This window comes from Mycobacterium adipatum (genome assembly GCF_001644575.1).
In the GTDB taxonomy this organism is placed as follows: Bacteria; Actinomycetota; Actinomycetes; order Mycobacteriales; family Mycobacteriaceae; genus Mycobacterium; species Mycobacterium adipatum.
Genome location: NZ_CP015596.1, coordinates 2664277 through 2688593 on the forward strand (window position 1 = coordinate 2664277; position 24317 = coordinate 2688593).

Sequence of the window (24317 nt, forward strand, 5' to 3'; positions counted from 1 at the left end):
ATACGAATATAGGGTAGCCTCGCCCTAGTTAGGGCAGCCTGTACTAAATCTTCGGAGGAACCAGAGTGGGCGTCGCTGCGACGACATCAGACACCGTTCGCGCGGAGGTGGCAGAACTGCTCGGAATCGCGCCGGAGGAATTGGATCCGGGTGCCGACCTCATCGCCTCCGGCCTGGACTCCATCCGGATGATGTCGTTGTCCGGACGCTGGCGCAAACAGGGCATCGAGGTCGGGTTCGCCGCGCTGGCCGCCACCCCCACGGTGCGGGCCTGGCAGGAACTGGTGGCCGAGCATGCACCCGCCGCACCCGTCGTCGACGTGGCCACCGCGCCCGATCACGATCCCGGCGCGCCCTTCTCGCTGGCTCCCATCGCGCACGCGATGTGGGTCGGCCGCCACGGTGAGCAGGAGCTCGGCGGTGTCGCCGCGCACCTCTACGTCGAATTCGACGGCACCGATGTCGACCCCGTTCGTTTGCAGGAAGCAGCCACCAAACTTGCTGTGCGCCATCCGATGTTGCGCCAGGAGATCCTCCCGGACGGCACCCAGCGGATCGGCGACCGCGGCTTGCCGGTGACCGTCTACGACCTGCGGGCGCTGGACGCCGTTGCCGCCGACGCGCGTCTCGAACGCATCCGTGACGACAAGTCGCATCAACTGATGGACAACGAGGTACTGCAGATCTCGTTGTCGCAGTTGCCCGGTGGTCGCACCCGCCTGCACGTGGACATGGACATGCAGGCCGCCGATGCGGTGAGCTATCGCAACTTCATGGCCGATCTGGCGGCCTACTACCGCGGCGCCGATCTCCCCGAACTGGGCTACACCTACCGGGAGTACCGCGCCCGGCTGACCGCGGCCACCCCGCCGCCGTCGGAGGCCGACCGGCAATGGTGGGCGGAGCGCATCCCCGATCTTCCCGAACCGCCGGCGCTGCCGCTCGTCCCGCGCGGCGAGCAGCAGAACCCGTTGCGCAGCATCAGGTTATGGCACATCTTCGACGTACCGACCCGTGATGCGCTGTTCGCCGCGGCACATCGCCGGGGCATCACACCGGCGATGGCCGTGGCCGCGGCGTACGCCAACGCGCTGGCCCGCTGGTCCAGCGACGCACGCTTCCTGCTCAACCTGCCGATGTTCGGTCGCGAGCCCTATCATCCCGACGTCGACAAACTGGTGGGCTGCTTCACCTCCTCGCTGATGCTCGACATCGACCTGGCCGGCACCGGTTCGGCGGCCGCCCGAGCGCAGGCGGTGCAGGACGTCCTGCACGCCACCGCCGCGCACTCGTCGGTGTCCGGCCTGGACGTGCTGCGCGATATGAGCAGGCACCGCGGTACCCAGACCCTGGCCACCATCGTCTACACCAGCGCGCTGGGGCTGGGGGACCTGTTCGCCGGCGACGTCACCGACCAGTTCGGTGAGCCGGTGTGGACCATCTCCCAGGGTCCGCAGGTGCTCATCGACGCCCAGGCCACACCGCTGGCCGACGGACTGATGATTAACTGGGACGTCCGCGTGCAGGCCTTCCCACCCGGGGTGCCGGAGGCGATGTTCGCCTACGAGATCGCCGAATTGGCCCGGCTGGCCGAGAGCGACGCGGCCTGGGATGAACCGGACCCGCCCGCGCTGTCGGCGGACGCCCGCGCCGTCCGCGACGCCGTCAACGCCACGACCGCGGCCCCCAGCGGTGAGAACCTGGTGGACGGCTTCTTCCGCAACGCCGAGGCCGCTCCCGCGGCCACCGCGCTGATCGCGAGCACCGACACGCTGACCTACGGTGAACTGAAAGAACGAGTGCTTGCGGTGGCCGGCACGCTGCAGGCCGGCGGTGTCGGCTCCGGCGATATCGTCGCCGTGCTGGGACCCAAAGGCGCCCAGCAGATCCCCGCGTTGCTCGGCATACTCACCGCCGGGGCGGCCTACCTGCCGATCGGTGTCGATCAGCCCGTCGACCGGGCTGCACGCATGCTGGCTACCGCAGGGGTGACATTCGCGCTCGTCTGTGGCGACGACGTTCCCGACGTGCTGGCCACCGCCGGTGTCCCGTTCCGACGCATGGTCGATATCGGCACTGCCGTGACACCATTCGAACCCGTCACGGTGGCACCGAGCGACTTGGCCTATGTGCTGTTCACCTCCGGTTCCACCGGCGAGCCCAAGGGTGTGGAACTGACCCACGACGCGGTGCTCAACACCCTGGAATTTCTCTACCGGCACTTCCAGATCGGGCCCGAGGACCGGGAATTGGCGCTCTCGCACCTGGAATCGGACATGTCGGTACCCGATGTGTTCGGCATCCTGCGCGCCGGCGGCGCCATCGTCATGGTCGACGAGGACCAGCGGCGCGATCCGGACAGCTGGGCACGGTTGATCGCCCGACACAAGGTATCGGTGGTCAACTTCCTTCCCGGCTGGCTGCAGATGCTCACCGAGGTCCCCGGCGACCTCAGTTCGCTGCGGGTGGTGCTCACCGGCGGGGACTGGGTGCGGCCCGACCTGGTCCGGGCATTGCGTGCCCGCGCCCCCCGAATGCGGTTCGCCGGACTGGGCGGCGCGACCGAGACGGCGATCCACGGCACCATTTTCGAGATCGGGCCCGCCTCCGGCCCAGATCTGGGGATTCCCGCGAATGCCCCTTCGGTGCCCTACGGTGTGCCGTTCCCCAACAACGCCTGCCGGGTGGTCAGCCCCACCGGCGAAGACAGCCCGGACTGGGTGCCCGGGGAACTCTGGTTCACCGGTCGTGGCATCGCCCGCGGCTATCGCGGCCGCCCGGACCTGACAGCCGAGAAATTCGTCGAGTACGAAGGCCGCACCTGGTACCGCACCGGGGACCTGGCCCGCTACTGGCCGGACGGCACCCTGGAGTTCATCGGCCGCGCCGACCACCGCGTCAAACTCAGCGGGTACCGCATCGAACTCGGTGAGGTGGAAGCGGCGCTGGGCCGGGTGCCGGGTGTGGGCGCGGCCGTGGCCGCGGTGATTCCGGCCGGCGGCGAGCGGCCCGGTGGGTACGACCGCGACGTCCTTGGTGCGCTGGTCCGCATCGACGATGCCGGGGTGGACGCCGACGCGGTCCTCACCGCGATGGCCGGCCTGGTGCCGGCCCACATGATCCCGCAGGTCATCGTGACCACCGACCGGATCCCGTTCACCGTCGGCGGCAAGATCGACCGCAAGGCGGTGGCCGGGCGCCTGGCCGAGGCCGAACTGCCCGCCGGGCGCGGCTACCGCGCACCGTCCACCCCGCTGGAAACCGCACTCGCCCACATCATGTCCGGCCTGCTGGGTCGCGACACCATCGGCGTGGACGACGACTTCTTCGGTCTGGGCGGTGATTCGGTGATGGCCACGCACGTGGTGGCGCAGGTGCGTGACTGGCTCGACACACCCACCATCATGGTGCCCGACGTGTTCGCCACCAGGACGGTCGCCGCGCTGGCCGAACGCCTGATGGAGCGGGAATCCGAGGCGCAGCGCCTGGAACTGGTGGCCGAGCTGTACCTGGAGGTCGCCGCCATGGACGATGCCGACGTGGTGTCCGAACTCGACACCGCGGGCCGCGCATGAGCTCGTTTCAGCCCTGGATCAAGCGGTACTCGGGAGCCGGTGGCGGTGCCGCGCTGGTGTTCCCGCATGCCGGGGGTGCCGCCCTGGCCTACCGTGCCCTGGGCGCCGCGCTGGCCGCGGGCGGCTCCGACACCTACGTCATGCAGTACCCGCAGCGCGGGGACCGGCTGACGCATCCGGCTCCGGAGACCGTCGGCGACCTGGCCGCCGACCTTTTCGACGGCGGCGACTGGGCCGGGCTCGGCCCGCTGCGGTTGTTCGGGCACTGCATGGGTGCGGTGGTGGCGTTCGAGTTCGCCCGCGTCGCCGAGAGCAAGGGCATCGCGGTCGACTCGCTGTGGGTGTCGGCCAGCGAGGCGCCCTCGACGGTCGCCGCCGCCCCGGCATTGCCGATGGCCGAAGCCGAGATCATCGCCGAGATGGTCGATCTGGGTGGCACCGACCCGCAGTTGCTGGCCGATGACGATTTCGTGGAACTGCTGCTGCTGGCCGTGCGAGCCGACTACGCGGCCTTCAACCGCTACGCCTGCGACGAGGGTGTTCGCATCGCCGCCGATATCCACACCCTCGGTGGCGATGCCGATCACCGGGTCAACGAGAACATGTTGCGCCGCTGGGAAACCCACACCACCGGCGCCTTCACCGTGTCGATGTTCGACGGTGGCCACTTCTACATCAACGAGCACATCGCCGAGGTGGCGGAGCTGGTCCATGCCCTCTGAGAACAGGCGCTCCGACGACAGGCGTTCCGACGACAGGCGTTCCGACGACATGCCCGCCGACCCCGATCCCGTGGTGATCGTCGGCATGGCGGTGGAGGCACCCGGAGACGTCGATTCCGCGGACTCGTTCTGGGATCTGCTGTCCGGGAAACGGGAGGCGCTCGGGCCGTTCCCGACCGACCGCGGCTGGTCGGTGGCCGACCTGCTGGAGGGATCGCGCCGCGACAGCTTCAAACCGATCCATGATCTGGGTGGCTTCCTCACCGGGGCGGCAAGTTTCGACCCGGCATTCTTCGGCATCTCGCCACGCGAGGCGGTGGCCATGGACCCCCAGCAGCGGGTGGCACTGCGGCTGGCCTGGCGCACCCTGGAGAACAGCGGGATCAACCCCGACGATGTCGCCGGACACGACATCGGTTGCTATATCGGGGCGTCGGCACTGGAATACGGGCCGCCACTGTCGCAATACTCACACCACAGCGGGCATCTCATCACCGGAACGTCGCTGGGAGTCATCTCCGGTCGCATCGCCTACACCCTGGATCTGGCCGGGCCCGCCCTCACCGTGGACACCTCCTGCTCCTCGGCGCTGGCCGCGCTGCACACGGCCGTCGGCGCGGTACGCGGCGGCGACTGCGATATGGCGCTGACCGGGGGAGTGTGCGTGATGGGCAGCCCGGGCTACTTCGTCGAATTCTCCAAGCAGCACGCACTGTCCGATGACGGGCACTGCCGCCCCTACAGTGCGGCGGCCAGCGGCACCGTCTGGGCCGAGGGCGCCGGGATGTTCCTGCTGCAGCGCCGGTCCGCGGCGCTGCGGGACGGCCGGCCGATCCTGGCCGAGGTGCGTGCCACCGCCGTCAACTCCGACGGACGGACCGTCGGGCTGACCGCCCCCAGCGGCGCCGCCCAGCAGCGGCTGTTCGCCCGCGCCATCGCCCGCGCGGGGGTCCGGCCGGAGGACGTCGGCATGATCGAAGGCCACGGCACCGCGACCCGCCTCGGCGACCGCACCGAACTGCGGGCCCTGGCCCGGACCTATGGCGCCACCGCGCCCGGCGCCGGGCCGCTGCTCGGCTCGGTGAAATCCAATGTGGGCCATACCCAGGCCGCCGCCGGCGCGCTCGGACTGGCCAAGGTGATCCTCGCCGCCCAGCACGGCGCCATACCCGCCAGCCTGCACACCGACACCGCGAGCCGGGAGATCGACTGGGCAGCACAGGGTCTGCGCCTTGCCACCGAGCTCACCGAATGGCCGGCCGTGGGCGGCGAACGCTTCGGCGCGGTATCGGCCTTCGGGATGAGCGGCACCAACACGCACGCCGTCGTGGCCATCCCGGACACCGTCGGACGGGCCGCGTGATGAGTATCGACACCCTGCCCGACGGCCGGATCCCGGTCTTGCTGAGCGCGCACGCCGAGGGCCTCACCGCCGCGGACGCCGGCGCGATCCTGGCGTACCTGCGCCGCAGGCCCGGCCTGCGCACCGCGGCCGATGTCACCCGGGTGGCCGCGACCCTGGCCGGAACCCGGCGGGTACGCACGTTCCGAACCCTGATCCGGGCCGGCGATATCGCCGAACTCACCGAGGCGCTACGCGCCGTGCAGGCCGGGGCGGACCACCCGCTGGTCACGCGGTCGGCCCACAGCGCCCGACCACGCACCGCGTTCGTCTTCCCCGGGCAGGGCAGCCAGTGGCCGTCGATGGGCGTCGAGGCGTATGGCCGGCTGCCGGTCTACCGCGACACGGCCGACCGCTGCGCGGCGGTCTTCGCCGCGGGCGGGCACCCCTCGCCGCTGTCGTATCTGCTCGCCGATCCTGGCGCACGGACCAACGACTTCTCCCAGGTGCAGATCCAGGGTGCGCAGTTCGTGCACGGCGTGGCGCTGGCCCGGGTGTGGCAGTCCTGTGGGGTGACGCCGGACATCACCGTCGGGCACAGCCTCGGCGAGATCGGCGCCGCCCACATCGCCGGTGCCATCACCCTCGATGCGGCCGTCGGCGTGGTCGTCTCCCGCGCCACCCTGCTCGACGGTCTCACCGGGCCCTACCGGGTGGCGGTGCTCGGGGTGGATCCCGAACAGGCGCAGCGGGCGATTACAGAAACGCCGGGCTGGCTGGAACTCTCGGTGGTGAACTCCCGGTCCTCGGTGGCGGTGTCCGGTGACACCGCTGCCGTCGCCGCGGTGGTGCGCCGGGTCGGCGAGAGCGGCCGGTTCGCCAAACAGATCGAGATGTGGTTCCCGGCCCATACCACCAAACTGGACGGCAAACGCGCCGAGCTCGAATCAATGCTGCCCGCAGCTGCCTTCGATGCGGCCCAGGTGCCGTTCATCGGTTCGGCGACCGGGCAGACCGTCGCCGCGGGTACCGACTTCGCCGAATACTGGTATGCCAACCTGCGCAACACGGTGCGCTTCGACGACGCCGTACGTGCCGCGGTGGCCGCCGGCGCGCAGACGTTCGTCGAGTTGTCGGCGCACCCGGCGCTGCTCTACGCGATGGCCGACACTCTCGAGGATGCGCCGGACCCGCCGCTGATGGTCGGGTCGGGTCGCCGCGACGAGGCCCTCGTCGACCGGCTGTCGGCAAACCTGGCTGCGGTGGCTCTGGCGGATCCCGGATTCCGTTGGGGTGCCCGGGACGGGGAATTGTTGCGCGACTTCCCGTTCGCGCCGATGCGGACCCAGCGGCTGTGGGCCGCGCCCGAGCCGTTGCCGCCGGTGCCGGGACTGAAGGTGCTCACCGAGCGGTGGGAGCAGCGCCCGCCGGCGCCGGTCGGCCCGCGCCGCGCCGCCGTCCTCGACCTCGGTGACGACGGCCGGCTCGCCGTCACACTGCGGACCGCACTGGGCAGCACCGACCCGGGCGAGGCCGACCTGTTGGTCGTGGTCTGCCCGGTGCTGGATCACCTGGACGCGGTGACCGCCGGCCACGACCTCGCGGCCCGCATCGAGACGGGTCTGCTGCGCTACACCGACGCCATCGGAGCGCGCTGCCGCGACGTCTGGCTCGTCACCGTCGGTGCCGAACAGGTACGCCCCGGCGAACCGGGCCCGCTGCCGGCCCAGGCCGCACTGGCCGCGATGCACCGCAGTGTCGGACTGGAACACCCCGACCAGACATTCGGTCATCTCGACCTGCCGTCGTGGGATATCGACGCCGCGGTGACCGCGCTCGCCGCCGTCGCCCTGCGCGGCACACCCGCCGAAATCGCAGTACGGCGCACCGATTCCGGGGCCGCACTGTACGAGCGCGGCACGGCCGAGCACCCGCTGCCGCACCCGGCCTGGGACGCGTCCCGGGTGTTCGACAATGTGGTGATCACCGGCGGTACGGGTGCGGTCGGTTCGCATTTCGTCGACTACCTCGTCGCGCACGGGGCGCGTCGCATCGTGCTGCTCGGACGCACCGGGGCCGACCCACAGCGTCGGGTCGGTGTCGAGGTGCTGGCACCGCCCTGCGATATCACCGATCCCGAGGCGGTGGCCGCCGTGGCGGCCGAATTCGGTTCCGGCGGTGCGTCGCTGGTCATCCATGCCGCGGGGGCGGCGACCATCACCGGGCACCGCGAGCTCACCGGTGCGGGATTCGCCGCCACCGTAGCGGCGAAGGTGGCCGGGCTTGCCGGATTCACCGCAGCCTGGCCGCTGCGCGACGATGCGCGAATCATCCTGTGCTCCTCGGTATCCGGCCTGTGGGGCGGCCAGGGTCACACCGCGTACGCGGCGGCGAACCGGCTGCTCGACGTGATGGCGGGGCAACTGCGCGGCGATGGCAGGCACTGCACATCGGTGCGCTGGGGGCTGTGGCCGGGCGCAGAGGGTCAGCCCGGCATCATCGATGCCGACGAGGTCGCCCGCGTGCAGCGGTCCGGGCTGCTCGCGATGGCACCGGAGCGTGCCGTCGAGGTCTGCCTGCGGGACTTCGCCGGGGACCCGCTGGTGTTCACCGCCGACCCGACCCGGCTGCAGATGTTCCTGGGGGAAGCGCCGGCGCAGCCGCCGGCGGCCGGGCCGCCGGAAATGTCAACGGACGGGCTGGATGAGGCCGGCATCCTGCGGGTGGCACTCGGGTCGGTGCTCAACCTGCCGGCGGATACGGCGCTGGAGCCCTCCGCCTCACTGCTCGATCTGGGCGTCGACTCACTGTTGGCGCTCGACCTACGCAAGAAGCTCAAGACAGCCGCCGGGGTCAATGTGCCGCTGGCAACCATCCTCGGCGGGGCCACCGTCGAAGAGGTACTTGAGCACCTGACACGACCTGAGAAGAAGGCACGCCTGAAGTGACTGACACCGTATCCGCAACCGTTGCGTCATCCCGCCTCGAATTGATGCGCCGCAAACTCGCCGAGCGCGGCCTGGCCCAGAACGCCGCCGCCGAGGGCGATGAGCGGGCACTGTCCGACGGCCAGCGCCGGATGTGGTTCGTGCAGGCGCTCGACCCGACCGGGGTGCTGCTGAACATCAGCCTGTCCTACCGGCTGACGGGCGCACTGGACGCCGGCCGGCTGCACACCGCGCTGAACGCGGTGGCACGCCGGCACCCGGTGCTGCGCACCACCTATGCCGCCGACGAGAACGGCGAACCGCGGGCCGTCCTGCACGACGACCTGACCCCGGGGTGGGCGCTGCACGACCTCTCGGAGATGTCCGAGCGGGCCCGCGGCCTGCGCCTGGAGGTACTGGCCCAGCGGGAGTTCGGCCGGAGCTTCGACCTGGCCGCCGACGCGCCGCTGCGGATCACGCTGGTGCGCTTGGCTGCCGACGAGCACGTGATGCTGCTCGTCGCCCACCACATCGCCTGGGACGACGGCAGCTGGCGGGTGTTCTTCGCCGATCTCACCGCGGCCTACGGTGGCGCCGACCTCGGCCCCGCGCCGCGGCCCCCGGCCCCGGCACCCGACACCACCGACCAGGATCTGGCGCACTGGCGCGCCGTGCTCGCCGATCCGCCCGAGCCGCTGGAGCTTCCGGGGCCGACCGGATCGGCGGTCCCGACCGGATTCCGCTCCCAGCGCAGCTCGCTGGCGCTGGCGCCCGAGACTGTCGCCAAGGTGGCCGTGCTGGCCCGCGAGACCGGGTCCACCCCGTACATGGTGTTGCTCGCCGCCTTCGGTGTGCTGATCTACCGCTACACCCACACCGATGACTTCCTGGTGGCCAGCCCGGTCCTCAACCGCGGCACCGACGACGCCATCGGCTACTACGGCAACACGGTGGCCATGCGGCTGCGTCCGCAGCCGACCCGAGGATTCCGTGAGCTGGTCCTCGACACCCGCGACACCGCCCTGGGCGCCTTCGCCCACCAGCGCATCAACCTGGATCGGGTGGTGCGGGAACTCAATCCAGACCGGCGTCACGGCGCCGAGCGGATGACGCGGGTGAGCTTCGGATTCCGTGAACCCGACGGCGGTGGCTTCCGCCCCGAGGGGGTGCAGTGCCGCCGCGGTGACCTGCGCGGGCACGTCACCCAGCTGCCGCTGGGCTTCATGGTCGAGTGGGACGGGACGAACGCGGTGGTGGAGGCCGAGCACCTCACCGAGATCATCGACGCGGACCTGGCTGCGCGCATGCTGAAATCCTTTGCGGTACTGCTGGACAGCGCGTTGGAGCACCCGCAGCGCCCGGTGGCACGGCTGGACGTCCTGTCCGTGGCGGACGCCGAGTGGATGCGCACGGTGTCGTGCGGTGAGCGGTTCGACAGCCCCGCGACCACCCTGGCCGCGTTGGTGCAGGAGCAGGCGGCCAAGACGCCCGAGGTGACCGCCGTGGTGTACGAGGGTCGCCACTACAGCTACCGTGAGATCAACGAGACAGCGAACCGGTTGGCGCACAAGCTGATCAGCCAGGGAATCGGGACCGAAGACCGCGTCGCGGTGCTGATGGAGAAATCGCCCGAGTTGGTCATCGCCGCCCTCGGCATCGTGAAGGCCGGTGCGGTGTACCTGCCGGTCGACCCGAGCTACCCCGAAGACCGGCTCAACTACATCCTCGCCGACTCCGCCCCCTCGGTCGTGCTGCGCGAACTGGGCGCCGACCTGGACGGCTATCCCGGGGCCGACCCCACCGACGCCGATCGGGTGCGTCCGCTGCTGCCGGAGAACACCGCTTACCTGATCTACACCTCCGGCTCGACCGGCCTGCCCAAGGGTGTGCCGGTGCCGCACCGGCCGATCGCCGAGTATTTCGCCTGGTTCGGTCCGGAATACCAGGTGTCCGATCAGGATCGCCTGCTCCAGGTGGCTTCCCAGGGCTTCGACGTGTCCATCGGTGAGATCTTCGGCATGCTCGCCGCCGGCGCCCGCCTGGTCATCCCGAAACCCGACGGCCTCACCGATATCGGCTACCTGACCGACCTGCTCCGCACCGAGGGCGTCACGTCGATGCATTTCGTCCCGTCGCTGCTGGGGCTGTTCCTGTCCTTGCCCGGGGTCAACGAATGGCGGACGCTGCAGCGTGTCCCGATCGGCGGCGAGGCGCTGCCCGGCGAGGTCGCCGACAAGTTCCATGCCACCTTCGACGCCCTGCTGCACAACTTCTACGGGCCCACCGAGACGGTGCTCAACTGCAGCCGCTACAAGGTCGAGGGCAAGCAGGGGTCGCGCATCGTGCCGATCGGCACCCCGAAGATCAACACCACCATGCACCTTCTCGACGACCACCTGCAGCCCGTCCCGGTCGGGGTGATCGGCGAGATCTACATCGGTGGAACACATGTCGCGCACGGCTACCATCGCCGACCGGGCATGACCGCCGAGCGTTTCGTCGCCGACCCGTTCAACCCGGGAATGCGGATGTACCGCTCCGGTGACCTCGCCCGGCGTAACGCCGACGGCGACATCGAATTCGTCGGCCGCGCCGATGAGCAGGTCAAGATCCGCGGCTTCCGGATCGAACTCGGTGAGGTGGCCGCCGCGATCTCGGTGGACCCGTCGGTGGGCCAGTCCGTCGTCGTGGTCAGCGACGCACCCGGGTTGGGTAAGAGCCTGGTCGCCTATGTCACGGCGGCCGGCGAATCCGGTGGCGTCGAGATCGACCGGATCCGGGCTCGCGTCGCCGCCGCCCTGCCCGAGTACATGATCCCCGCGGCCTATGTCGTGATCGACGAGATCCCGATCACCGCGCACGGCAAGATCGACCGAAAAGCGTTGCCGGAACCCGAAATCATCGTGGCCACCGCGTACCGCGAACCCGGCAGCGATACCGAGCGGGAGGTCGCCGAGCTGTTCGGCGAGTTGCTCGGCCGCGACACCGTGGGCGCCGATGACTCGTTCTTCGAACTCGGCGGACATTCGCTGTTGGCCACCAAGCTGGTCGCGGCGGTACGGGCACGCTGTCGGGTGGACATCGGGGTGCAGGATATCTTCGAGCTCGGCACCGTCAGCGGAATCGCCGCGCACATCGATACCGTCGCCGCGGCCGGCGGTCGCTCCGACCGGCCGGCCATGGTGGCCGTCGCGCACGACGGTCCGCGGCAGATGTCGGCGGCCCAACTGCGGCAATGGTTCCAGTTCCGTATCGACGGCCCCAACCCGGTCAACAACATTCCGTTCGCTGCGCGCCTGAGCGGACCGAACAACCCGCAGGCCTTCGTCGCGGCGGTCACCGATGTGGTGCACCGGCACGAGATCCTGCGCACCACCTACCGGGAGATCGACGGTTCGCCGTACCAGATCATCCACCCCGGCGCGGCGGTCCCGGTCCGGCGGGCGCGCGGCGTCGGCGAGGAGTGGCTGCACGCCGAGCTGACGGCCGAACGGCGGCACTGCTTCGACCTGGAGCACGAGTGGCCGATCAGGGCCGCGGTGCTCTCGACGACATCCGATGATGCCCACGGCGCGCCGGACCAGCATGTGCTGTCGCTGGTGGTGCATCACATCGCCGCCGACCACTGGTCGGCCGGTGTGCTGTTCACCGACATCCTGACCGCCTACCGGGCCCGCAGCGCCGGGCAGGAGCCGGACTTCGCGCCGCTGCCGGTGCAGTACGCCGATTACGCGGCGTGGCAGGCGCAGCTGCTCGGCGGCCAGACCGAGAGCATCGCCGCCCAGCGTGACTACTGGGTGGAACAGCTCGCGGGCCTGCCGGAGGACAACGGGCTGCGCCCGGACTTCCCGCGCCCGCCGGTGCCTGACGGCGAAGGCGCGGCGCTGCCGTTCACCATCGACGCCGACACCCGCGCACGGTTGGCGGGACTGACCCGCGAACTCGGTATCACCGAGTTCATGCTGCTGCAGGCCGCCGTCGCGGTCGCCCTGCACAAGGCCGGTGAGGGGACCGACATCCCGATCGGCACCCCGGTGGCCGGGCGCACCGAGCCCGAACTCGACGGCCTGATCGGCTTTTTCATCAATATCGTGGTGCTGCGTAACCGGCTGGACGGCAACCCGACCGTGCGTGAGGTGCTGCGCCGGGCCCGGGAGATGGCACTGGGCGCCTATGCGCATCAGGACCTGCCCTTCGACCGCGTCGTCGACGCGGTCAGTCCGGTGCGCACGCTGTCGCGCAACCCGCTGTTCGGCGTCGTGGTCCACGTGCGCGAGGAACTGCCGTCCGACCAGGTCATCGACGTCTCCGAGGACGGCGAAACCCGTTTCACCGCACTGGAACCGACGTTCGACGTGGCGCACGCCGATCTGTCGCTGAACTTCTTCGCCGAGATGGCCGCCGACGGTAGCCCGGCGGGATACCAGGGCACCGTCATCTACCGCACCGAGCTCTACCGCCCGGAGACCGCGCAGCGGTTGGTCAGCTGGCTGGGCCGGGTCATCGCGGTGTTCGCCGACAACCCGGACGCCACCCTGCGTGATATCGCCATCGCGGACGCCGCCCATACGGTGACGCAGTGGAGCCACGCCACCTCACCACGGACGGGCCTGCCGCAGACTGCCGGGGCCGATCGGGTGTTCGTTCTCGACGACTGGTTGAACCCGGCCGCCGTCGGGGTGACCGGTGAGGTCTACTACGCCGGTGGCGGTGTCGACGCCGCCGCCCGCACGGCCACGCCCGCAACCGCGCTCCGTTACCCGGAGAACCCGTACCGGGACTCCGATGACACCGCCTACCTGTACCGCACCGGTGATCGCGCCCGGTGGAGTGCCGAGGGTGGTCTGGAGTATGTGGCCAGCGGTGATCTGCAGGTGCAGGCCGCACTGGAGGCCCTACCCGGCGTGGCCGCGGCGGCGACCAGATACTGGGAGACCCGCGGCGGCCCGGTGCTGGGTGCGTACGTGGTGTTGACCGACCCGGCGTCCCCGCTCGACACCGCCGCGCTACCGGAACCGCTTGCGGCACTGCCGATCACTGTGCTGGATGCGTTGACCGGTCCGTTGCCGAGGCCGGTCATCACCAGTGCCGCGCCGAGTGAACCGGCCCGCACCGAGACCGAACGCGCATTGGCGGCCATGCTGACCGACCTGCTGTCGGCGGAGCGGTTCGGTCGCCTCGATGACTTCTTCACCCTCGGCGGGGACAGCATCCTGGCCGTGCAGCTGGCGGCGCGGGCCCGCGATGCCGGGATGCCGTTGACCGCTCGGATGGTGTTCGAGCATCCCGTGCTGGCCGAACTCGCCGCCGCCGTCGACGCGAAGGTGACCCACGCCGACGTGAGCGTCGATGCCCACCACGAGCCGATGGCGGCCTCCGGGCTGTCCTCCGACGAGCTGGCCGCGTTGACCGCGGGATGGGGCACCGACAACTGATGGCCGGACCCCCCAGTCCCACCGTGGCCGGCGCCCAGCCCGCGGACAGACCCACCATCACCGATGTGATGGCACTGAGCCCGCTGCAGCAGGGGCTGTATTCGCTGGCCGGTCTCACCGACCGGGAAGCCGGAGCCGACCCGTATTTCATCGCGATGGCCGCGGATATCGAGGGTGACCTGGACCCCGACCTGCTGAGATCCTGCGCCGAGACGATGCTGGAACGCCACCCGAACGTGCGGGTCAGCTTCTTCCAGGGCAATCTGAGCCGGCCGGTCGCCGTGGTCCCGTCGACGTTCGAGTTGCCCTGGCAGCACGTCGTGGCGAGCGCGGATGAGGCCGCGGCGCTGGAGGCCGAGGCGCGCAGCAGGCCATTCGACCTCGGCAAGGGCCCGGCGATCCGGTTCCTGCTGGTGCAGCTGCCGCAACTCAGCTGGCGGCTGGTGGTGGTCGCGCACCACATCGTCATCGACGGCTGGTCGCTGCCGGTGTTCGTCGGCGAGCTCATCGGGCTGTACCGGGCCGGTGGCGATCTCGCCGCGCTGCCGCCCGCGCCGCGACCCTACCGTGACTACATCGGCTGGCTGGCCGGCCGGGACCCGGAAATCAGCAGGGAGCGCTGGCGCGCCCACCTCGCCGACCTGGACGGCCCGACGCTGCTGACCCCGGCCCTGGGCGGCGAGGCCACGGCAGGCCTGCCCACCCGCACCGAGGTGGAGCTCGACGAGCGGGCCACCGACGCCCTGCTGGAGGCCGCCCGGGCGCGCGGCGTCACCGTCAGCACCCTGTTTCAGATGGCTTGGGCGGCAATACTGTCCGCCTTCACCGATCGCTCCGATGTGGTGTTCGGGGTGACCGTCTCCGGTCGTCCCGACGAGCTGTCCGGGGTTGAGGCCATGGTGGGGCTGTTCATCAACACCGTGCCGCTGCGGATCCGGCTCGACCCCACCGAGCGGGTTGGGTCGCTGTGTCGTGCGCTGCAGCGCGAGGCGGCCGAACTGCGTGACCACGGCTACCTGAGCCACACCGAGTTACGCGCGGCGGGCGGCATCGGCGAGTTGTACGACACGCTGCTGGTGTACGAGAACTTCCCGCCCGGCGGACTCGTCGGCAGCAGCGAGTTCGATCTCGGCTCCGCGGTGATCCGCCCCGCCGCGCTGGAGAGCCTGGCGCATTTCCCGGTCACCATCGCCGCGCACCCGACGCACGGACGTCTCACCGTGCTGGTCGAAACCCTGGACGGCGCGCTGGGATTGCTCGATCCACAAACCCTCGGGCAGCGGGTGCTGGCCGTCGTGGGGCGCCTGCTGGCATGCTGGGGACGCCCGATGCGGGAGGTGACGGTCACCCTCGACGCCGAGCTCACCAGCACCGAGATCGGTGAATCCGGCAGTGCGGTGGAGGGTTTCCACACCGCGGTATCCGCCGTGGCGGCCGAGCGTCCGGACGAGATCGCGCTGAGCTGGGACCCGGCCACCGCGTCCAGGTTCGGTGCGGCAGGCCAACTGAGCTACCGTGAGTTCGACGCCGCCGCCGACCGGGTGGCCGCCGAACTGCAGCGCAGGGGTGTCGGCGCGGAGACCCCGGTGCCGATCCTGTTGCCGCGCAGTCCCGACTACGTGGTCGCCATGCTGGGCGTGCTGAAGGCCGGCGGCATGATCGTGCCGCTGGATCCGGGGATGCCCGCCGAACGGGTGCGCGAGATCCTCGGTCAGACCGGCGCCGAACTCGTCATCGATGACGCTCTGCTGTCCGCCGCGGGCGCCGAAACCGGGCCGGGTTTCCGGCCGGCCCGGATCCGGCCGGAGCAGGGCGCCTACATCATCTTCACCTCGGGAACGACCGGAAAACCCAAGGGTGTCATAGGAACGCACAGCGCGTTGCTGGCTTACGGGCATGCTCACGTGCGTGACGTGCTGAGTCCGGCACAGTCCCGGCTGGGCCGCACGCTGAACATCGCGCACGCCTGGTCGTTCACCTTCGACGCGGCGTGGCAGCCGCTCGTCGCGCTGCTCGGTGGCCACCGTGTACACATCGTCGGTGACGACGTGCAACGCGACGCCGAGGCGCTGGTCGCCACCATCGGGCGCTTCGGTCTGGACATGATCGACACCACACCGTCGATGTTCACCCAACTGCGGGCGGCCGGACTGCTGTCGACGGTGCCGCTGGCGGTTTTGGCGCTCGGCGGGGAGAACATCGATCTCGCGGCCTGGCAGGGGATCCGCGCCGAATGTGAGCGCACCGGTGTGCGGGCCCACAACTGCTACGGACCGACCGAGACCACCGTCGAGGCCGTCGTGGCCGCGATTGCCGACAGTGCCCGGCCCTGCATCGGCCGGGCGACCGGGTCGATGACCGCGCAGGTGCTGGACAGCTGGCTGCGCGCGGTGCCGGTCGGGGTGGCCGGTGAGCTGTACCTGGCGGGCGCCCAGCTGACCCGCGGTTACCTGGGGCGCGCGGGGGAGACCGCGGCCCGCTTCGTCGCCGATCCCGCCACCCCCGGCGCACGGATGTACCGCACCGGTGACATCGTGCGCCGCCTGCCGGACGGGACCCTGCAGTTCCTCGGCCGCAGAGACGACCAGGTCAAGATCCGCGGGTTCCGGGTGGAGCCCGCGGAGGTGGCGGCCGCTCTGCACCGCCATCCCGGTGTCCGGCAGGCGCATGTCGCGGTGCGCCGGCACCGCAGCGGTCCGCGGCTGACGGCCTATGTGGTCACCGATACCAGCACGGTCGAACTGCGCAGGATGCTGACCGGTGTGCTGCCGAAATATCTTGTTCCACATCACATCATCGACGTCGAGGCGATTCCGCTGACCTCGCACGGCAAGGTCGACGATGCCGCCCTGGCCGCGTTCGACACCCACCGCGCGGGCGGCGCAGACCAGTCTGCCGCACCCAGCACCGAGACCGAGATCGTGCTGGCCGAGGTGCTCGGCGAACTGCTGGACACCACCGTGGTCGACGTCGACGCCGACTTCCTCGACCTCGGTCTGGACAGCATCGTGGCGCTGTCGGTGGTGCAGGCGGTGCGCAGGCGCGGGGTGTCCCTGCGGGCCCGGCTGATGCTGGAATGCGCCAGTATCCGCGAACTCGCCGCGGCGATCGACGCCGATGGCGATGCCGAACAGCCCGATGCCGACGACACCGGCCCGATACCGCTGCTGCCCGCCGGGCACTGGCTGCTGGCCCACGGTGATCCGCGAAGGTTGGCCTCCACCGAGGTGATCCGGCTGCCCGGGGGCGCCACCCGCGAACAGCTGGCGGCACTACTGCGCGCGGTGATCGACGGACATGCGGCGCTGCGTAGCCGATTGGACCGTGCGGCAATGACACTGGTCGACCATCCGGTGTGCGATCCGCTCACCGAGGCGCGGGAGTCGGGCGACCTGGCGGCGGCCGTCGCCCGGCACACCGACGCCGCGGTGCAGCGTCTGGACCCCGAACGGGGCGCGATGTTCGCCGCCGTCTGGCTGCACCATGACAGCGGCGCCGAGATCCTGGTGCTGACCGCCCACGTGCTGGCGATGGATCCGGCGTCCTGGCAGATCGTGCTGGGGGAGCTCGAAAGTGGTTGGCACGCCCTGGCCGCGGGACGGGCGCCTGTTGCGGTGCGCGAGCACACCTCACTGCGGCAGTGGGCGCGCCTGCTGAGCGAGCGGGCCCGCACGCTCGACACCTGCGGGTATTGGGAACGTCAACTCGCCGGTGCCGATCCCGATATCGGCACCCGCCGGGTGTGCCCGGACACCGACCGCGCCGCGGATGTGGCGGTGTCGATGTCCTTCGTAGGGCGCACCGTCACCGCGCAGCTGCTGGCCGCGCCGATCCCGGTGCCCGAGGTGTTGGCCGCGGCCACCGCCCGGGCGCTGACCAAGTGGCGCCAAAGGCGCGGGCAGACCACGCCCGCAACGCTTTTGGCGCTAGAAACGCACGGGCGTGCCGACGGCGTGGTCTCGGCCGGGCACACAGGGCGTCGGATCGACACCGGCGACACGGTGGGGCTGCTCAGCGCGATCTACCCGGTGCGTCTGGAATCGTCGGATCTCGCTGCGGTGACCACCACGCTGGCCGCGATGCCGGGGGACGGTATCGACTACGCGCTGCTGCGCTACCTGCGTACCGATACCGCCCAGCGCCTCGGCGCCTACCGCGGCCCGCAGATCCTGCTGAACTACCTGGGCCGGATGCGGCAGGCGCCGGCCGGTTCGGCGTTGACGCTGGAGCGCGACCTGCTGTCCCAGGTCTCCCGGGTACCGGAGCCGGATCTGGCGGTGCGCCATGAGATCACGCTCAATGCGGCGATTGTGGACAAGGACGGCGCACCGGTGCTTGGCACGCAGTGGCGCACACTGCCCGACATTCTGTCCGCCGACGACGTCGCGACATTCCAGGCGCTGTGGCAGGACGCCCTACGAGAGGTGATTTCATGACAAAGGGGTTGAGATGACCAAGACACTCGCCGTCATCGGCGCCGGTGTGAAGGCGATCGCGGTGGCCGCCAAGGCCGCCGAGTTGCGCGCGATGGGCGTGCCGGCCCCCGATGTGGTGGCCATCGAACGCACCGCGGTGGGCGCCAACTGGCAGCCCGCCGGAGGCTGGACCGACGGGCAGCACCGGCTGGGCACGGGGCCGGAGAAGGACATCGGCTTCCCCTACCAGTCGGCGTTGGTGCCGCGGCGCAATGCCGAACTCGATCAGCGGATGATGCGGCACAGCTGGCAGTCCTATCTGATCTCGACCGGGCAGTTCTCCGAGTGGATCGACCGTGGACGTCCCGCCCCGACCCATAAGCGCTGGAGCCAGTACCTGGGGTGGGTGGCCGACAACACCGGGATGACGGTCCGCCATGGGGATGTCGCCGAGATCGGCCTGCAGGACCACGGGGACGGGGTGCGCTGGGAACTGGGCACCCGCGAGGGTGCCGTGCACGCCGACGCCCTGATGGTGACCGGGCCCGGGCAGGCCGAGCGGTCCATCCTGCCGGGCAACCCGCGGGTGCTCTCGATCGCCCAGTTCTGGCACCGTGCGTCCCAGCACGAGCTGATCGCCGCGGACCGGGTGGCCGTCGTCGGCGGTGGCGAGACGGCCGGCACCATGCTGGATGAGCTTTTCCGGCACCGGGTTTCGACCATCACGGTGATCTCACCGCAGGTGACGTTGTTCACCCGCGGCGAGGGATTCTTCGAGAACGCGCTGTACTCCGATCCCATCCACTGGGCCGGTCTCACGCTGGCCGAGAAGCGGGACGCCATGAACCGCACGGATCGTGGGGTGTTCTCGGTGCGCGTACAGGAGGCGTTGCTCGCCGATGACCGGATCCGGCATCTGCGCGGCCGGGTGGCGCACGCGGTGGCCCGCGACGAGCGCATCCGGTTGACCCTGCAGACCGAACGGGGCGGGGAACGGCTGGAGACGGTACACGGTTTCGACCTGGTCATCGACGGATCCGGTGCCAACGCAATGTGGTTCGTGCCGCTGCTGCGCCAGGACGCGCTCGACATGCTGGAGCTGGGCATGGGCAAGGCCCTCGACGCCGACAGCATCCAGGAGTCGATCGGCCATGACCTGTCGGTCAACGATGTCGAGCCCAAGCTGTTCCTGCCGGGCCTGGCCGGCCTCACCCAGGGACCCGGGTTCCCCAACCTGAGCTGCCTGGGCCGCTTGTCCGACCGGGTGCTGGGGTCGGAGTTTTTCACCAAGACCGATGCCGCTGCGAGGAGAGTCGATGAGCAACAACCCGTTCGATGACGAGGACGGCACCTTCTACGTCCTGATGAACGACGAGGAGCAACACAGCCTGTGGCCGACCTTCGCCGAGTTCCCGGCCGGGTGGCGGGTCGTGTTCGGGGAGAGCAGCCGAGCGGACTGCCTGGCCTATGTGGAGGAGAACTGGTCGGACCTGCGGCCCAGAAGCCTGCGCGACGCCATGTCCTAACCCGCCTCTCGCCGAAACAGCATTCCAGACGGCGTGTACTCGAACATTGGCTTCCTGGATGCATTTTCGGGGATGCGGGTGTGCATCTGGCCGTCCCATCCGCGTTCCCGTAACGCGCGGCACACGCGGTTGACGATCTCGGCGTCGTGGGTCTTCCCTGATGACCTGGATGACGTTCCAGTTCATCTCGGCCAGCTGCGGCAACACCCAGTGGTCCTTGACGTACTGCGGACGGCTCGTCTGATGCTGTTCACCGTCGTACTCGATGGCCACCTTGTAGTCCTCCCAGCCCATATCGAGGGTGCGTAGGTGTCGTCCGCACCGGTCGACCACGGCGATCTGCGTCGTCGGCCACGGAAGGCCGGCGTCGATGAACATCAGACGCAGCCGTGTCTCCTGGGGTGAGGCCGCGCCGCCGTCGACCAGCGGCAGGATCGACCTGAGCCGAGCCACCCCGCGTGCCCCGGCATAGCGAGCCGTCAGCGCCATCACCTCGTCGGGATCGAACGGGGCCGCACGCATCAACGCGTCAAGGCGTGCCAGTGCCGGACCTCGGCGTTGATAGCGACCCAGATCGAAGGCCGCTCGTGCCGGGGTGGCTACCGGTAAGCCCATGACGATCGTCGTCTCGTCCACGGCCAGCCGTTCGTTGCGCACCACGATGCCGCACGGCGCCCGGGTGACGGTCGTGCGGATCAGCTCGATCGGGGTGGCCGCGTCGACCCACTCCGCGCCGTGCAGGGCCGACGCGGCGACACCGGTCACCACGCCGTCGCGGTGTGTCCACAGCCACGCCGCGACGGTGGTGTCCCGCAGCGTCAGGATGCGGTTCTTCGGCGCATGGATGTTCGCGAAGACGGGCCGGTGATGATGCTGGAGCTCGTGCCTGGTGACGGTGCCGTCCCGCAGCGCTTCACTGCCGATGATGATGTCGCTCATGGCGTGATCGTGGTCGGGGCCACCGACATCGTCGGTGAGACTGTGCGGGTGAAGGGGAGGTGCGAGTGAAGGTCGTCCGGAATGCTGTTCCGGCGAGGAGGGGGCGCGCGGCCGCGCTGCTGTGGCTGCTGGCCGCGGCCGGGTACCTGCTCGCCGAGGCATTCGCCGCGGCGGCGCTGCCCGGGTACAGCTACCGCACCGACTACATCAGCACCCTCGGTGACCCCAGCGTTTCCCCGCGGGCCCCGTTGATGAACGCGGCCTTCGCCGTCCAGGGCGTGTGCTTCGCGGCCGCCGCGCTACTCGTCGCCGCAGCACGAAAACAGTTGTGGTTCTTGGCCTTCGCCGTCGGCAACGGTATCGGCAACGTGCTGATCGCCGTCGTGCACAGTGGGCAGGGTAACCCCGCGCATATCGTCGGGGCGGTGCTGGCGATCGTCGGCGGGAACGCGGCCGCCCTGGCCGGATCGGGTGCGCCCCTGGCGGCGGCCTACCGGACGGCGTCGATCACACTGGGCGCGCTGGGCCTGGTCTGCCTGCTGGTCACGGCCACCGCGCCGAGTCAGGTGGGCGGCTGGGAACGCGGCAGCGTCTACCCGATCTTCGCCTGGCAGATCCTCACCGCGGTGATGCTGCTGCGCGCCGGGCCGAAACAGCGTTCCTGACGCCGACGTGCGAGTAAGGGCCTTCTGGAATGCTGTTTCGGCGCAAGAGGTGGGGTCAGGCCGGCAGCGCGTCGTCCATCTCGTAGACCCGGGCGTGCAACACCGTCCGGTTGCGCAGGGCCGCGCGCACCGCGTGGTGCACCCCTTCCTCCAGGTAGACGATGCCCTGCCAGCGCACCGCGTGCGGGAACAGATCCCCGTAGAACGTCGAATCCTCGGAGAGCAACCGATCCAGGGCGAGCACGGTGGTGGTGGTGACCAACTCGTCGAGCCGGATCTGGCGGGGCGGAATCTGCGCCCACTGCCGGTAGGTCAGATTGTGCTCGGGATACGGCTTGCCATCGCGGACACCTTTGAAGATCACCGGAGGGCTCCCATGCTGCGAGGTTAACCGCAAACGACGGCCGATGTCGGCGAAGTCCTTGCCGGTGGAACCATCCTCGCGGGGTCCCGGCGGCACGTGATCTGTGTCGCGGTGAATATGCGCTGCTGGTCCCCGTAAAATAGCGGCACAGCAGACGGCAAAGGGGAGGTGAACAATGGGCAGTGCGGATGACCGCCGCTTCGAAGTGCTGCGGGCCATCGTCGCCGACTTCGTCGCCACCAAGGAGCCCATCGGGTCCAAGACCCTCGTCGAACGCCACAACCTGGGCGTTTCGAGCGCCACGGTGCGCAACGACATGGCTGTCCTTGAGGCCGAGGGCTACATCGCCCAACCGCACACGAGCTCGGGGCGGATACCCACCGAGAAGGGTTACCGCGAGTTCGTCGACCGGCTCGACGACGTCAAGCCGATGTCCTCCAGCGAACGCCGGGCCATCCTGAGCTTCCTGGAATCCGGCGTCGACCTCGACGATGTGTTGCGCCGGGCGGTGCGGCTACTGGCCCAGCTGACCCGCCAGGTCGCCATCATCCAGTACCCGACACTGTCCTCGTCGACGGTGCGCCACCTGGAGGTCGTCGCGCTGAACCCGGCCAAACTGCTGCTGGTGGTCATCACCGACAGTGGGCGGGTCGACCAGCGGGTCGTCGAGCTCGGTGACGCCATCGACGACGGGCAGCTCGCGCAGCTGCGGGAACGGCTCGGTTCGGCGTTGGAAGGCAAACCGCTCTCGGCGGCCTCGGTGGCCGTGGCGGACCTGGCCAGCACGCTGGACGGCCACGGCGGTCTCGGTGACGCGGTGGGCCGGGCGGCCACCGTCCTGGTCGAAACCCTCGTCGAGCACACCGAGGAACGGCTGCTGCTCGGCGGCACCGCGAACCTCACCCGCAACACCGCCGACTTCGGTGGGTCGCTGCGCTCGGTGCTGGAGGCGCTCGAGGAACAGGTGGTGGTGCTACGGCTGCTCGCCGCCCAACAGCAGGCCGGTAAGGTCACGGTGCGTATCGGGCACGAGACCGAGGCCGAGCAGATGCTGGGAACGTCGGTGGTGAGCACCACCTACGGCAGCTCGGGCAAGGTGTACGGCGGAATGGGCGTGGTCGGTCCCACCCGGATGGACTATCCGGGAACCATCGCGAACGTCGCCGCAGTTGCTCTCTACATAGGTGAAGTCCTGGGCACCCGATGAGGGAATGCCGCCGACGGCGGCACGAGAGAGGTTTTTAGCGTGGCACGCGATTATTACGGTCTGCTCGGCGTGAGCAAGGGCGCCAGTGATTCGGAGCTCAAGCGCGCCTACCGGAAGCTGGCCCGTGAGCTGCATCCCGATGTCAACCCCGACGAAGCGGCCCAGGCACGCTTCACCGAGATCCAGCTCGCCTATGAGGTGCTCTCCGACCCGGAGAAGCGCCGCATCGTCGACCTCGGCGGCGACCCGATGGAGAACGCGGGCGCGGGCGGCGGCGGGTTCGCCGGCGGATTCGGCGGCTTGGGTGACGTTTTCGAGGCCTTCTTCGGGGGCGGCGCGGGCTCGCGCGGGCCGATCGGCCGGGTGCGCCCGGGCTCGGACTCGCTGCTGCGGATGCGGCTGGACCTGGCCGAGTGTGCCACCGGGGTGACCAAGCAGGTGGCCGTCGACACCGCGGTGCTATGCGATCTGTGCCAGGGCAAGGGCACCCACGGCAACTCGGTGCCCAAGACCTGCGATACCTGCAAGGGCCACGGCGAGGTGCAGTCGGTGCAGCGTTCGTTGCTCGGTCAGGTGATGACGTCGCGCCCGTGTCCGGTCTGCGGCGGGGTCGGCGAGGTCATCCCCGACCCGTGCCACCGCTGCGGCGGTGACGGCCGGGTGCAGGCCCGTCGCGAGATCAGCGTCAAGATTCCGGCCGGTGTCGGCGACGGTATGCGGGTGCGCCTGGCCGCGCAGGGGGAGGTCGGCCCCGGCGGCGGACCGGCCGGCGACCTGTATGTCGAAGTGCACGAGCAACCCCATGACATCTTCGTCCGCGACGGCGACGACCTGCACTGCACGGTGTCGGTGCCGATGTTCGACGCCGCGCTGGGCACCACCGTCACCGTGGACGCCATCATCGACGGCCCCACCGAGCTGGTCATCCCGCCGGGGACCCAGCCGGGTGCGGTGACCACGCTGCGCGGGCACGGTATGCCGCACCTGCGCTCCGGGGTGCGCGGCAATCTGCATGCCCATGTGGAGGTGCTGGTGCCGACCCGCCTGGACGGTACCGATTCGGAGTTGCTGCGCAAGCTCAAGGAGCACCGCCCGCGCGATGTCGCCGAAGTGAAGTCCGCGCACGGCGCCGGGTCGAACAACGGCGGGCTGTTCAGCCGGCTGCGTGAGACGTTCTCGGGGCGCTGATCCCGACCCTGA

The 24317-nt window shown here is 70.0% G+C and carries 12 protein-coding genes and 1 pseudogene; 11 read left to right on the forward strand and 2 right to left on the reverse strand.

Going from position 1 to position 24317, the window contains the following annotated elements:
- Positions 1-65 precede the first annotated feature (65 nt).
- From A7U43_RS12665 to A7U43_RS12700, 8 genes are read left to right on the forward strand one after another with little or no spacing between them, the layout of a single operon-like run.
- Complete coding sequence (locus A7U43_RS12665; RefSeq protein ID WP_067995513.1) at positions 66-3575, forward strand: non-ribosomal peptide synthetase; 3510 nt, start codon at positions 66-68, stop codon at positions 3573-3575.
- Positions 3572-4297, forward strand: coding sequence for a thioesterase II family protein (locus A7U43_RS12670; protein WP_067995514.1), 726 nt, complete (start codon positions 3572-3574; stop codon positions 4295-4297). The genes A7U43_RS12665 and A7U43_RS12670 overlap by 4 nt, the downstream gene beginning before the upstream one ends.
- 49 nt (positions 4298-4346) lie before the next feature.
- Positions 4347-5660 (forward strand): beta-ketoacyl [acyl carrier protein] synthase domain-containing protein, encoded by a 1314-nt coding sequence (locus tag A7U43_RS12675; protein WP_067995515.1) that lies wholly within the window; start codon positions 4347-4349, stop codon positions 5658-5660.
- A complete protein-coding gene (gene mbtD, locus A7U43_RS12680; protein WP_067995518.1) occupies positions 5660-8587 on the forward strand; it encodes a mycobactin polyketide synthase MbtD in 2928 nt (975 codons plus the stop codon). Before A7U43_RS12675 ends, mbtD begins: the two co-directional genes overlap by 1 nt.
- Complete coding sequence (locus A7U43_RS12685; protein ID WP_067995520.1) at positions 8584-14001, forward strand: non-ribosomal peptide synthetase; 5418 nt, start codon at positions 8584-8586, stop codon at positions 13999-14001. Before mbtD ends, A7U43_RS12685 begins: the two co-directional genes overlap by 4 nt.
- Complete coding sequence (locus A7U43_RS12690) at positions 14001-18437, forward strand: non-ribosomal peptide synthetase (RefSeq protein WP_067995521.1); 4437 nt, start codon at positions 14001-14003, stop codon at positions 18435-18437. The genes A7U43_RS12685 and A7U43_RS12690 overlap by 1 nt, the downstream gene beginning before the upstream one ends.
- A 13-nt stretch (positions 18438-18450) precedes the next feature.
- Positions 18451-19755 (forward strand): NADPH-dependent L-lysine N(6)-monooxygenase MbtG, encoded by a 1305-nt coding sequence (gene mbtG / locus A7U43_RS12695; RefSeq protein ID WP_067995526.1) that lies wholly within the window; start codon positions 18451-18453, stop codon positions 19753-19755.
- Entirely contained in the window at positions 19733-19942 is a 210-nt protein-coding gene (locus tag A7U43_RS12700; protein WP_067995554.1) for an MbtH family protein, read from the forward strand. The genes mbtG and A7U43_RS12700 overlap by 23 nt, the downstream gene beginning before the upstream one ends.
- Here the strand turns inward: A7U43_RS12700 and A7U43_RS29125 are convergent.
- Positions 19939-20881 (reverse strand): annotated as a pseudogene (locus A7U43_RS29125) (hypothetical protein). The gene A7U43_RS12700 and the pseudogene A7U43_RS29125 sit on opposite strands and share 4 nt — an antisense overlap.
- Before the next feature lie 65 nt (positions 20882-20946).
- Between A7U43_RS29125 and A7U43_RS12715 the strand changes: the two are divergent.
- Positions 20947-21546 (forward strand): DUF998 domain-containing protein, encoded by a 600-nt coding sequence (locus tag A7U43_RS12715; protein ID WP_067995559.1) that lies wholly within the window; start codon positions 20947-20949, stop codon positions 21544-21546.
- A gap of 55 nt (positions 21547-21601) precedes the next feature.
- Here A7U43_RS12715 and A7U43_RS12720 read toward each other — a convergent pair whose 3' ends face one another.
- The gene (locus A7U43_RS12720; RefSeq protein WP_067995562.1) at positions 21602-21910 is read right to left on the reverse strand and encodes a type II toxin-antitoxin system VapB family antitoxin; all 309 of its coding nucleotides are present in this window, start codon (positions 21908-21910) and stop codon (positions 21602-21604) included.
- 175 nt (positions 21911-22085) lie between these two features.
- On the opposite strand from A7U43_RS12720, the gene hrcA reads away from it, so the two are divergent.
- Positions 22086-23117 carry a heat-inducible transcriptional repressor HrcA gene (gene hrcA, locus A7U43_RS12725; protein WP_067995565.1) on the forward strand — a complete coding sequence of 344 codons (1032 nt, stop codon included), beginning with the start codon at positions 22086-22088 and terminating at the stop codon, positions 23115-23117.
- Between the two features lie 39 nt (positions 23118-23156).
- Positions 23157-24305, forward strand: a complete 1149-nt coding sequence (dnaJ, locus tag A7U43_RS12730) for a molecular chaperone DnaJ (protein ID WP_067995568.1) — start codon at positions 23157-23159, stop codon at positions 24303-24305.
- Positions 24306-24317: the final 12 nt, after the last annotated feature.